Here is a 12,218-nt window from a genome sequence, read left to right as displayed (position 1 = left end):
CGTGCGGGAGAAGTCGACGTTGACCGGCACCGTCTGCGTTGTCCCGAAACACCCCGCAAAGGCAATTGCACTGGCAGAGAGCGCCTCCCCCAGTTGCAGCCTTTTCATACGCCTTCCTAAAATCGTTGTCCTGAATGCGCCCACGACAGGAGAGCTCACCTCCCCCCAACGGGCGATCACGATGCCGAGCAAATCTACCTTTGGCTGTTTTGCCAATCCGGGTGGAACCAGGGCTGCGCATTCGAGGACGCGAGGCGCCGCCCCAGGATGTGATCAGAGGCTTTTTCACCTGTCATGATCGAAGGCCCGTTGAGGTTGCCATTGGTGATCCGAGGAAAGATCGAGCTGTCGGCCACGCGCAGGCCTTCAACGCCGATCACCCGGCACTCCGGGTCGACCACCGCCATCGGATCATCCACCGCGCCCATCTTGCAGGTTCCGCAGGGGTGATAGGCGCTTTCGGCGTGCTCGCGGATGAAGCCGTCGATTTCGTCATCGCTCTGCAGGGCATCGCCCGGCTGGATCTCGTGTTTGACGAAGGGCTTCATCGCGTCCTGGGCAAAGATCTCACGGGTCAGGCGCACACATTTGCGAAAATCGATCCAGTCCTGCTCGGTCGACATGTAATTGAAGAAGATGCGCGGATCGTCCTTGGGATCGGCCGAGTTGAGCGTGACCTCGCCGCGCGACGGGGAGCGCATCGGCCCCACATGGGCCTGAAACCCGTGCCCCTCGGCCGCTGCCTGCCCGTCATAGCGCACCGCGATGGGCAGGAAATGATACTGGATGTCCGGGTAATCCACCCCCTTGTCCGAGCGGATGAAGGCCGCGCTTTCGAACTGGTTCGAGGCACCAAGGCCCGTCTTGGTAAAGAGCCACTGCGCGCCCACCAGCGCCTTGCCGAACAGGTTCCAGTATTTGTACAGGGTGATCGGCTGTTTGGAGGCGAACTGGAAATAGAACTCCAGATGATCCTGCAGGTTCTTGCCAACGCCGGCCCGGTCGGCCACCACCTCGATCCCATGCTCGGCCAGATGGGACGCGGGGCCGATGCCCGACAGCATCAATAGCTTGGGGGAGTTGAGCGAAGAGGCCGAAAGGATCACCTCGGCATTTGCGCGGATGACCTCGACCTTGCCGCCACGCTCGATCTCGACACCGACGGCGCGGCCCTCTTCGATGACAACCTTGCGGGCAAGACCCCGGATCAGACCGCAGTTCTCGCGCTTGAGCGCCGGTTTCAGATAAGCATTGGCCGCAGACCAGCGCTGCCCCTTGTAGACGGTCATCTCCATCGGGCCAAAGCCCTCTTGCTGCGCGCCGTTGTAGTCCGCTGTCACCGGATAGCCCGCCTGCTGCCCTGCCTTGACAAAGGCATCGTGCAGCGGATTATCGCGCGGGCCGCGCGTCACATGCAGCGGGCCGTCCTTTCCGCGCCAATCGGGATCACCGCCATGACCGCGGTCATCCCAGGTCTCCATGCGTTTGAAATACGGGAGAACATCGGCATAGGACCATCCCGAAGCGCCACTTTCCGCCCAATGATTATAGTCGCCCGCATGACCGCGCACATAGACCATCCCGTTGATCGAGGACGATCCGCCAATCACCTTGCCACGCGGGGTGACCAGCTGGCGGTTGTTTAGATGCGGCTCGGGTACGGATTTATAGCCCCAGTCATAAAGCGACATATTCATCGGATAGGACAGCGCACCGGGCATCTGGATGAAGGGGCCCGCATCCGAGCCCCCATGTTCGATCACCAGGACGGATTTCCCGGCCTCGGACAAACGGTAAGCCATGGCGCAGCCTGCGCTTCCCGCGCCCACGATTACATAATCAGCTCTCATCGCTTGTCTCCGTCACCGGCAAAAAGGCCGTAGAAGGGTTTCTTTGAACCCGCCACACGATTGCCCTTCCGGGCACCGGGGCGGGTGGGTGGGCGTTGACCGGAAGGGCAATCAGAACGCCGCTTCCACATCGCCCATGCGCACATAGACGGATTTGACCTGGCTGAAGTGCTTGATCGCCTCCTTGGAGTTTTCACGCCCCACGCCCGAGGCCTTCACCCCGCCAAAGGGCGCTTCGACCGGCGCGTCATTGTAGGAGTTGATAAAGCAGCTCCCCGCCTCCAGCTGGCCGATGACGCGATGGGCGCGGGTGAAATCCTTGGTAAAGACACCCGCCGAAAGGCCAAATTCCGTGTCATTGGCGCGGGCGATCACATCCGCCTCGTCCTCGAAATCCAAGACCGACATGACCGGGCCAAAGATCTCTTCGCGGGCGATGGTCATATCGTCGGTCACATCGGCAAAGACGGTGGGCTCGATAAAGTAGCCCGGCATATCGGCCTGTTTGCCGCCGCAGATCAGGCGTGCGCCCTCTTCCTGACCTTTCTCAATGTAGCCCAGAACGATCTCCATCTGCCGCTCAGAGACCATTGGCCCAAAACTCGTCGCCTCATTCTGCGGATCGCCCATAACGGCGCCACCGACGCGCTCGGCCAGACGCGCAAGGAATTTTTCCTTGATATCCTTATGCACGAATACACGGGTGCCGTTGGAGCAGACCTGACCGGAGGAGTAGAAGTTGCCGTTGATCGCGCCGCCCACGGCATTGTCGATATCGGCATCCTCAAACACGATCAGGGGCGATTTGCCGCCCAGCTCCATCGTCACATGTTTCATGCCCTCGGCAGCGGCCGCATAGACCTTCTTGCCCGTCGGCACAGATCCGGTGAGAGAGACCTTGTTGACGCGTGGGTCGGTGACCAATGCCCCGCCCACGTCGCCCATGCCCTGAATGACGTTGTAGACCCCGGCGGGCAGGCCCGCCTCATGCAGGATTTCAGCGACCTGCAAGGCACAAAGCGGGGTCGTCTCGGAGGGTTTGAATACCATTGAATTGCCACAGGCCAGCGCCGGTGCGCCCTTCCAGCAGGCGATCTGGGTGGGGTAGTTCCAGGCCCCGATGCCCACGCAAAGCCCCAGAGGTTCGCGCACCGTGTAGACCCAGTCCTCGCCCAAGGGGATGTGTTCACCGGTCAGGCTGCCTGCCAGGCCGCCAAAATACTCCAGCGCATCGGCACCCGAGGTGGCATCTGCGATCAGCGTTTCCTGCAAAGGCTTGCCGGTGTCATAGGTTTCCAGCACCGACAGATCATGATTGCGCTCGCGCATGATGTCGGCGGCGCGGCGCAGAATGCGGCCGCGCTCGGTTCCGGTCATCTTGGCCCAGGTCTTTTGCGCTTCTTTGGCCGAGGCCAGAGCGCGCTCCACGATCTCGGGCGTCGCGGCATAGACGGTGGCGATTTCCTCGCCGGTGGCGGCATAGATCACCGGGATCGGCGTGCCGCTCGTGTCCTCGACATATTCGCCGTTGATGAAATGGCTGGCTTTGGGCTGTGCGGGATGTGTCATGCTCTGTACCGGTTTAAAAGGGTTTGTCATTCGCCACGCGGAAAGCGGGCGTTGTCCTCAACCACGTTGAGGTCCATGTGATTGCGCATGTAGCGTTCGGATGCTTTTTGCAGCGGCTGGTAGTCCCAGGGGTAGTAGCCGCCCTGGCGCAGCGCCTCGTAAACGACCCAGCGCCGAGCCTGGCTGGCGCGGACATCAGCGTCAAAATCGGCAAGATCCCAACGCGCCTCGGATTTGGCACGAAGGGTTTGAAGCGTTCCGGCATGGGCCGGATCTTCGGCCAGGTTGCGCAGCTCGTGCGGGTCCGATTCCAGATCGAACAGCTGATCGGGATCCAGCGCGCAGCGGTTGTACTTCCACTTGCCATAGCGCAGAGAAACGAGCGGCGCATAAGAGGCCTCAGCTGCATATTCGATCGCCACAGGCGCGGCGCGCTCTACCCCCTTGGCCAGCGGCACCAGGCTTTCGCCATCGGTCCAGGGGGCAATCTCGGCCAGGTCCAGCCCGGCCAGCGCCCCTAAGGTGGGCGTCACATCCAGGGTCGAGACCGGCGCATCGATCCGCCCCGCAGGCAGGTCCGGCGCGCTGATCATCAAGGGCACGCGGGATGAACCTTCGAAAAAGCTCATCTTGAACCACAGGCCGCGCTCACCCAACATGTCGCCGTGGTCGGACACGAACAGGATGATCGCCTCTTGCCGGGTGGTTTCCAGCACCTCGAGGATCTCGCCGATCTTGTCATCCAGGTACGAGATATTGGCGAAGTAAGCCCGGCGGGAGCGGCGGATATCGTCTTCGGTGATGTCAAAGCTGCGCCAGTCGTTGGCATCGAAGATCCGCTTTGAATGGGCGTCGTGCGACTCGTACTCCATCGCCGGAACCTCAGGCAGCAGATGCGCGCAGTCCTCGTAAAGATCCCAGTATTTTCTGCGCGCCACATAGGGGTCGTGCGGATGGGTAAAGCTGACGGTCATTGCCCAGGGGCGGTCATCCTTGCCGCGCGCCAGATCATAAAGCTTGGCCTTGGCGTGATAGGCGACCTCGTCGTCGTACTCCATTTGGTTGGAGATCTCCGCCACCCCTGCCCCGGTGACAGAGCCCATGTTGTGATACCACCAGTCGATCCGCTCTCCGGGTTTGCGATAGTCCGGCGTCCAGCCGAAATCTGCGGGGTATATGTCGGTGGTCAGGCGTTCCTCGAAACCATGGAGCTGATCGGGGCCGACAAAATGCATCTTGCCGCTCAGGCAGGTGTAGTAGCCCGCCCGGCGCAAATGGTGCGCATAGGTGGGGATGTCACTGCGGAATTCGGCGGCGTTGTCATAGACCCCGGTGCGTGACGGCAACTGCCCCGACATGAAGCTTGCCCGCCCCGGCGCGCACAGCGGAGAGGCGGTATAGGCATTGGCGAACCGGGTCGAACGCGCCGCCAATTTCTGGAGGTTGGGCGCATGCAGCCAGTCCGCTGGACCATCCGGGAACAGTGTCCCGTTCAACTGGTCCACCATCAGGATCAGAATGTTGGGTGCAGACATCAGCGTTCTCCTGACCTTCGCATATCGGCGTCCATGCGCAGGTACGCCTCGGTTGTCCGTCGGACCGTGCCGTACCTAACACGTCCCATGTCCAAGCCAAACATTTTTTTGAACAGTGATACAACTTTTAAAATCAACATAACAGCGGTTGAAACCAGCGTCCATGTGCCGCAAAACTGCGTCATGGGCAGAAAACGTATCCGTGACATCCGCAACGAAGAGCTGATCGAAGCCACCATCGTGGCCGTACACAAGCGCGGCTATGGTGTTGTGACCATGGCAGAGATTGCCGCCGAGGCTGGTGCTTCGGCTGCATCGATAAACTACTACTTCGGCTCCAAAGAGGGCTTGATGGAAGCCACCATGCGCCACCTTCTGCGCAAACTGCGGCGCGCCATGGTTGAGGGGTACGGACAGGCCCGAACCCCCAAAGAACGGCTTTATGCGGTGATGGATGCCAATTTCTCGGACGATCTGTTCACGGTGCCGCAATGCAGCCTCTGGATGCAGTTCTGGGCCAGCGCGCCCTATTCACCGCGCCTGTCGCGCCTTCACCGGATCAACCGCGCGCGGGTGCGCAGTCACTTTCTGGCAGAGCTGCGGCGTCTGGTTCCAGAGGCCCGTGTCGAAACCGCCCGGCAGGCGCTGCAATGCTATATGGACGGCGTCTGGCTGCAGGCCGCACAGACCGAAGGCAGCGTCGATCCCGAAGCCGCCCGTGCCGCGGCGCATCGGGTGGTGGATATGGCCCTGTCCTGAGGACGCCTCATGCGGGCGTTAGACCTTTGTCGCAGGCACTGGCGGCGTGATTGCGCGGCGTTTCAGCACCGCTTCGCGCCAGGTGATAAAGCTGATCGCGCCCAGAATGAGCGCACCGCCTGAAACCACCCAGATATCCACGGCCTCATCAAAAACCACAGCGCCCAAGAGCGTGGCCCAGATCAGCTGCAGAAATGTCACCGGTTGCGTCACAGCGACCGGCGCTGCAGCAAAGGCAAGCGTCATGGTGTAGTGACCCGCGGTTGCGAAACAGGCCACGCCAAACAGGATTCCCAGTTCGGCAAGGGTCGGTGTCACCCAAACAGCCATGGCAAAGGGCGCAAGCCCCGCAGTCACCCATAGCGACAGCATCGCAACAACGACGGTCGGGTTGGTGCCATCGACCGTGAACTTGGCCAAAAGATACGACCCGCCAAAGGCAACGGCCGCCACAAGCATCGCAATGTGACCCGGTGAGATTTCACGAAAACCGGGGCGCAGGATGATCACGGCTCCGATCAGCGCGGCAACGATGGCTGCAATCCTGCGCATGGCCAGCTTTTCACCGAGAAACACCGCCGCACCGAGTGTCACATAGACCGGAGCGAGATAGTTCATCGCCGTGACTTCGGCCAGGGGAATGCGGGTCATGGCAAAGAACCAGAGCATGACGCCCAAGGTATGCAGCGCGCCCCGCCCAGCAAAAAGCCCCCACAGCTTTGGCGTGAGACTCGCCCGCCGCACCGCACCGATCATCGGGATGAGGAAAACAAGGCCCAACAGATATCTCAGAAAGGCAGATTCGGCCGGTGGAATCCGCCCGCCGAGATATTTCACCAGCGCCGTCACCGCCACAAAACACAGGCCGGTGACAAGCATCCAGAAGATGCCCTTGACGGGGTTATGGGCTGGTTTCTCTGTCTGCTGCGCATCGCTCATGATGCAAGAAAGAACACCCAAACCAATCGGGGTACAACCCTGAACATGACAATTATTCTCAACGTCACATCGCTTGAATCACATCAGCAGGAGCTTTGCCGCAATTCCCCACATGGTGAGGCCGATGACGACCTCCAGAACCTGCCAGGACCTGGGACGCGCAAAGACGGGCGCCAGCAAGGCAGCGCCATACCCGAGCGAAAAGAAGAAAACGAAACTCGCCGCCATTGCACCGAACCCGAAGACGAGCGGCTGCGGGTACTGCGCTGAAATGCTGCCCAAAAGAACGACCGTATCGAGATAGACATGCGGGTTGAGCCAGGTCAGCGCCAGAACAGTGGCCAAGACGGGCAGGATGGCCTGCGGTCCATGGCCAATGTCCGGCCTGAGGGCCTCGCCGCCGCGACGGGCCGCCCACAGGCTGCGTGCGCCATACCAGACCAGGAACCCGGCACCGGCGATCCGCATCGCAAGTTCGAAGCCCGGCACCGCTTCGGATACCGCGCCAAGACCCAGCACTCCGGCGTAGATCAGCACCGCATCCGATCCCGCGCAGGTAAGACAGATCCAAAAGATGTGCTCCCGTCGCAAGCCCTGACGCAGCACAAAGGCATTCTGCGCCCCGATCGCCATGATGAGGCTGAATCCAAGCGCAAAGCCGGAAACAAGGCTGGAGGACATGACCGGATCCTATTGCTGTTTTCGTTGTGTCACTTTGACTATTTCGGTGCAGCGGAATAATCCAATTAAAGATGCTTGCCCCGATTAAGAGTTTCTAATGCAACTTGTCCCCAATCAACTGGCCGCCCTCAGTGCAGTTCTGAGCCATGGCTCCTTTGAAGCCGCGGCCCACGCCCTGAACGTCACGCCCTCGGCGATTTCGCAGCGGATCAAGGCCCTCGAAGACCGGATCGGCACCGTCCTGGTGGACCGGGGGCAGCCTTGTTCGGGGACGGCTGCAGGCCTGCGCCTGGCCAAACACGCCGAGGATGTTGCCTTGCTTGAGGGTCAGGTCGCCCGCGAATTATCCCTGCCCCTGAATGGTACGGCGCCCCAACTGCGCTGCGCGATCAATGCCGACAGCCTTGCGACCTGGTTCGTTCCGGCCATGGCGGCCTGCCCCGATCTGCTGTTTGACCTCGTTATTGACGATCAGGATCACAGCGCCGACTGGCTGAGGCGCGGAGACGTCTCGGCCGCCGTCACACATGGCAGCAAACCGGTGACGGGCTGCGATCTGTTTGATCTGGGTGCGCTGCGCTACGTGGCCACGGCCAGCCCCGCATACATGAAGCGTTGGTTTGCAGATGGCGTCAGCGCGGCCACGCTTTCCGCCGCCCCCTGCCTCGTCTTCAATGCAAAGGATGCGCTGCAACGGCGTTGGCTTGAGACCCACGTGGCCCCTGCCCTTGCACCCCCTGCGCACTTCACCCCCTCAAGCCAGGCCTTCGTGGATGCCGCCAAGGCGGGTTTGGGATGGGGTATGAACCCGCTGGCTTTGGTCAAGGAAGAGCTGGCGAACGGAGAGCTGGTCGAAATACGCCCCGACACCCCGCTGGATGTTCCCCTTGGCTGGCAGGTGAGCCGGATCATGGCCCCGGCCCTTGCGCCGGTGACAAAGGCTGTCGTCGCAACCGCGCGCCAATATCTTACCGCGAATTAACTGCGCGCTTGCCTTTGCCTTGCCGCAGGCAGACCCGCCGCCTAGGCTGATCCGACAGCTTTTGAGGAGCGCTTCATGAACGCCGCCGGACTGGGTCTTGCCTTTGCCATCAGCCTTTTTGCCAGTCCTGTGTTTGCAGGCTTGGAGATATGTAATTCGTCGGGGCGAAGCCTGAGTATCGCGGTCGGCTATGCCGAAGGCAAAAGCTGGGTTTCTAAGGGGTGGTGGAACATTGCCCATGGCGATTGTCAGGAACCTGTGCGCGGGGAGTTGCAGAACAGATACTACTATTACCTCGCCACCGATGCAGGAGCGCCGTTTGCCAGCGGAGACTACATGTTCTGCACAACGCCGGACGTCTTTACCATTCAGGGTGACGAGAACTGCGCCACGCGGGGGTATGACAGCACCGGGTTCCGGCAGGTCGACACCGGCGAGTCGGCGCGGCACTTCACCTTGACGCTGGTCGATGACGCGGCGGGCTCCGCCCCCACACCTCCGCCGGGCACCGCAGAGCCCGCCGACAGGGCCGCCCCCGGCACCCATGGGGAGCCTTATGCCGATGCCGCCATCATGCAGGGCTGCACCCATGACGGACAGCGCATCTGCAGCTTCCACGCCTCCGGCACCGCCTTCTACGTCACCGAAGACTGGCGCACGCCCTCCGCTCTTTTTGATCTGATGCAGCAGCTTTCACCCGGAACGCCGATTTTTGTCGACGGCGACATCGTGGACTACTATGACCGAACGGCCGACGTTGTGCTGCGCAACGTCACCACGCGCCCCTGGACCATAAACGACAATATTCTCAATACCCTGCAGGGCACCTGGTATTCGGTTGATGACCCGAGCGCCCGCTTCAATGTTCTCGGGGCGGAACTTGACAACAGCTATGATGACCAGTTCACCAGCCGCGAATACGTCGCGATATGGGACAGCTGTGGCACATTCGAGGGAGGCGGCCCCTACCTGTGGACCCTGGAAGAGGAAACCGGCGATACCGCTTGCTATGCGATTGAGCGGATCACCGATCTGGAACTCGATCTGATCTATCTGCCGCGCGGCAATATCCTGCGTTATCGCAGCCTGGACTGACAGCCCGAAAAACAGGAAAAGGCCCGCGCATTGGCAGGCCTTTCTTCGTTTCTGCAGATGCGGCGCGCCGTCAAAGCTGCGCCATCACCTCATCGGAGGCTTCAAAGTTGGTGGTCACGCGCTGCACGTCGTCATCGTCTTCCAGCGCATCCACCAGTTTCATCAGCTTCTGCATGCCTTCTAGATCCAGCTCGGTGGTGGTGGTCGGCTTCCAGATCAGCTTGGTCGACTCGGATTCGCCAAGTTCCGCCTCCAGCGCGCTGGAGACATCATTGAGATCAGTGTCCGCGCAATAGATGATATGGCCATCTTCAGAACTTTCCACATCTTCGGCGCCCGCCTCGATAGCGGCCATCATAACGGTATCCGCATCGCCAACGGAGGCAGGATAGGTCACTTCGCCCTTGCGCTCGAACATGAAACCGACCGAGCCGGTCTCGCCCAGGTTGCCGCCATTCTTGGTGAAGGTGGAGCGCACGTTTGAGGCGGTGCGGTTCTTGTTGTCGGTCATGGCCTCGACGATCACCGCAACACCATTTGGGCCATAGCCTTCATAGCGGATCTCATCATAGCTTTCGGCATCGCCCCCTTGCGATTTCTTGATCGCGCGTTCGATCACATCCTTGGGCACGGACTGGCTTTTGGCCTCTTTGACGGCCAGCCGCAAACGCGGGTTCTTTTCCGGGTCCGGGTCGCCCATCTTCGCGGCCACGGTGATTTCCTTGGACAGTTTGGAAAAGAGTTTCGAGCGCGCCGCGTCCTGGCGCCCCTTGCGGTGCTGAATATTCGCCCATTTTGAGTGGCCTGCCATGCGCCAGTCTCCATTCTTAGCGGTTTTTGCGTGTCGGGGCGTTTGATACAGGCAGGTCTTGCGGGCCGCAAGAGATTGCTGGCAACTGTGCGGCGAGGCAGGAAATGGCCTTGGGCGCAAAAGACCCGACATCCGCTGGTATCTGCCACCGCTTTCGGCAAGACTGAATCCACACCTCGGCGACGTGCAGCTTTGGACACTCAGGGAACAGGCGAATGACATTGGATCAAGGCATTCTTTTTGCGATCTTTGGAGCCGTGTTTGCAATGCTGCTATGGGGACGTTTCCGGTATGACCTTGTCGCGTTCTCGGCTCTGATGGTGGCCGTCCTGGTGGGCGTGGTTCCCGCCAAGGACGCCTTTGCCGGTTTTGGTCACCCGGCCACGCTGGTGGTCGCCCTTGTTCTGGTGGTTTCGGCCGGGCTGGTGCGGTCCGGCGCGGTCTTTCTGATCACCCGAACCCTGGTGGACAGCACCCGCGCACTGGGACTGCACATTGCTCTCATGGGCGGGATCGGCGCGGTCCTGTCGGCCTTCATGAACAACGTTGCCGCGCTGGCCTTGCTCATGCCCGTCGACATCCAGACAGCGCGAAAAGCAGGCCGCGCGCCGGGCCTCAGCCTGATGCCGCTCAGCTTTGCGACGATCCTTGGCGGTATGGTCACACTGATCGGCACGCCCCCCAATATCATCATCGCCTCGATCCGGCAGGAGACCCTTGGCGCGCCGTTTCAAATGTTTGATTTCGCTCCGGTCGGACTGGTCGCCTCGGTCGCCGGTCTTGCCTTTGTGGCACTGATCGGCTGGCGCCTGATCCCCCAGCGCGAAAACGCCGCCGGAGCTTCCGAAGCGCAGATCGCCGATTACATTGCCGAGCTGACCGTGCCCGAGGGCTCTGCCCTGATCGACAAACGGCTTGGCGAGCTGGACAGCGAAGCGGAAAAGGCCGATGTCGCGATCCTCGGCCTGATCCGGAATGGCAAGCGGATCTATGGCCGGGCCAGCGGTTACAGCCTGCGGGCAGCCGATACGCTGGTCATCGAGGCAACGCCCGAGGCCCTGGACGAGTTCCGCACCGCCCTGTCTCTCGATTTTGCCGATGCCGCACGGCAGGAAAAACTGACCGCAGCCGGCGAGGGGCTTGAGCTGGTCGAAGTGGTGGTGCCAGAGACATCCCGCGTCAATGGTCGCACAACCCAGGGCGTCGGCCTTGCCTGGCGGCAAAGCACAGTTCTGTTGGGTATCTCACGGCAGGGTCGTCGGCTCACCAGCCATATCCGTCAGACGACGATTGAACCTGGGGACATCCTGTTGCTGTTGTGCCCACGCGACCGCGGCGCCGACGTGACCGAGTGGCTGGGCTGTCTGCCGCTGGCCGAACGTGGCCTTGCCGTGACCGCCAACGACAAGACCTGGCTGGCCATCGGTCTCTTTGCTGCTGCCGTTCTGGCCGCATCCGTCGGGATCGTCTACCTGCCGGTCGCACTGGGACTTGTTGCCATCGCCTATGTCCTGGCCAAAATCCTGCCCGTGGCGGAGATTTATGATCATGTGGAGTGGCCCGTGGTCGTGCTTTTGGGGTCAATGATTCCCCTTGGCGCCGCTTTGGACAGCTCAGGCGGCACCGAGCTGATTGCAAGCGGTCTGATCGGTCTTACGGAGGGCCTGCCTGCCTGGGCGATTCTGACTGTTCTGATGGTGGTCACAATGACCCTGTCGGATGTCCTGAACAACACCGCCACCGCGATTGTCGCAGCGCCTGTCGGGATCCAGATGGCCAACGCGCTTGGTGTCTCTCCCGACCCATTCCTGATGGCCGTCGCCGTTGCAGCCTCTGCGGCCTTCCTCACCCCCATCGGTCACAAGAACAACACGCTGGTTCTGGGGCCGGGCGGCTACCACTTTGGGGACTACTGGCGCATCGGCCTGCCACTGGAGATCCTGATCGTAGCCGTTTCGATCCCCGCCATCCTGATCTTCTGGCCAATGTAGGGCGAC

At 61.2% G+C, this 12,218-nt stretch carries 10 protein-coding genes; 4 read left to right on the top strand and 6 right to left on the bottom strand.

Going from position 1 to position 12,218, the window contains the following annotated elements:
• Nucleotides 1-194: 194 nt before the first annotated feature.
• From betA to betC, 3 genes are all read right to left on the bottom strand, one after another.
• The gene (gene betA, locus AADA15_RS04425; protein WP_341640335.1) at nt 195-1,850 is read right to left on the bottom strand and encodes a choline dehydrogenase; all 1,656 of its coding nucleotides are present in this window, start codon (nt 1,848-1,850) and stop codon (nt 195-197) included.
• Nucleotides 1,851-1,961: 111 nt separating this feature from the next.
• Nucleotides 1,962-3,419, bottom strand: coding sequence for a betaine-aldehyde dehydrogenase (gene betB, locus AADA15_RS04420; RefSeq protein ID WP_341640334.1), 1,458 nt, complete (start codon nt 3,417-3,419; stop codon nt 1,962-1,964).
• A gap of 26 nt (nt 3,420-3,445) precedes the next feature.
• The gene (betC, locus tag AADA15_RS04415) at nt 3,446-4,954 is read right to left on the bottom strand and encodes a choline-sulfatase (RefSeq protein ID WP_341640333.1); all 1,509 of its coding nucleotides are present in this window, start codon (nt 4,952-4,954) and stop codon (nt 3,446-3,448) included.
• A gap of 183 nt (nt 4,955-5,137) precedes the next feature.
• On the opposite strand from betC, the gene betI reads away from it, so the two are divergent.
• Nucleotides 5,138-5,713, top strand: coding sequence for a choline-binding transcriptional repressor BetI (gene betI, locus AADA15_RS04410; protein ID WP_341640332.1), 576 nt, complete (start codon nt 5,138-5,140; stop codon nt 5,711-5,713).
• A gap of 18 nt (nt 5,714-5,731) precedes the next feature.
• Here betI and AADA15_RS04405 read toward each other — a convergent pair whose 3' ends face one another.
• Nucleotides 5,732-6,652 carry a DMT family transporter gene (locus AADA15_RS04405; protein ID WP_341640331.1) on the bottom strand — a complete coding sequence of 307 codons (921 nt, stop codon included), beginning with the start codon at nt 6,650-6,652 and terminating at the stop codon, nt 5,732-5,734.
• Between the two features lie 78 nt (nt 6,653-6,730).
• Complete coding sequence (locus AADA15_RS04400) at nt 6,731-7,333, bottom strand: LysE/ArgO family amino acid transporter (protein ID WP_341640330.1); 603 nt, start codon at nt 7,331-7,333, stop codon at nt 6,731-6,733.
• A 97-nt stretch (nt 7,334-7,430) separates the two neighbouring features.
• On the opposite strand from AADA15_RS04400, the gene AADA15_RS04395 reads away from it, so the two are divergent.
• Nucleotides 7,431-8,315: a LysR family transcriptional regulator ArgP gene (locus AADA15_RS04395; RefSeq protein WP_341640329.1), complete on the top strand. Its 885-nt coding sequence runs from the start codon at nt 7,431-7,433 to the stop codon at nt 8,313-8,315.
• 75 nt (nt 8,316-8,390) lie between these two features.
• The gene (locus AADA15_RS04390; protein WP_341640328.1) at nt 8,391-9,410 is read left to right on the top strand and encodes a DUF1036 domain-containing protein; all 1,020 of its coding nucleotides are present in this window, start codon (nt 8,391-8,393) and stop codon (nt 9,408-9,410) included.
• Between the two features lie 70 nt (nt 9,411-9,480).
• Here the strand turns inward: AADA15_RS04390 and AADA15_RS04385 are convergent, their stop codons facing one another.
• The gene (locus AADA15_RS04385) at nt 9,481-10,221 is read right to left on the bottom strand and encodes a YebC/PmpR family DNA-binding transcriptional regulator (RefSeq protein ID WP_341640327.1); all 741 of its coding nucleotides are present in this window, start codon (nt 10,219-10,221) and stop codon (nt 9,481-9,483) included.
• A gap of 215 nt (nt 10,222-10,436) precedes the next feature.
• Here AADA15_RS04385 and AADA15_RS04380 point away from each other — a divergent pair, with 215 nt between their 5' ends.
• Complete coding sequence (locus AADA15_RS04380) at nt 10,437-12,212, top strand: SLC13 family permease (RefSeq protein WP_341640326.1); 1,776 nt, start codon at nt 10,437-10,439, stop codon at nt 12,210-12,212.
• The last annotated feature ends 6 nt before the right edge of the window (nt 12,213-12,218 follow it).

It is taken from the genome of Phycobacter sedimenti, assembly GCF_038148855.1.
In the GTDB taxonomy this organism is placed as follows: domain Bacteria; phylum Pseudomonadota; class Alphaproteobacteria; order Rhodobacterales; family Rhodobacteraceae; genus Phycobacter; species Phycobacter sedimenti.
This window is presented reverse-complemented; position numbering and strand designations above follow the sequence as displayed.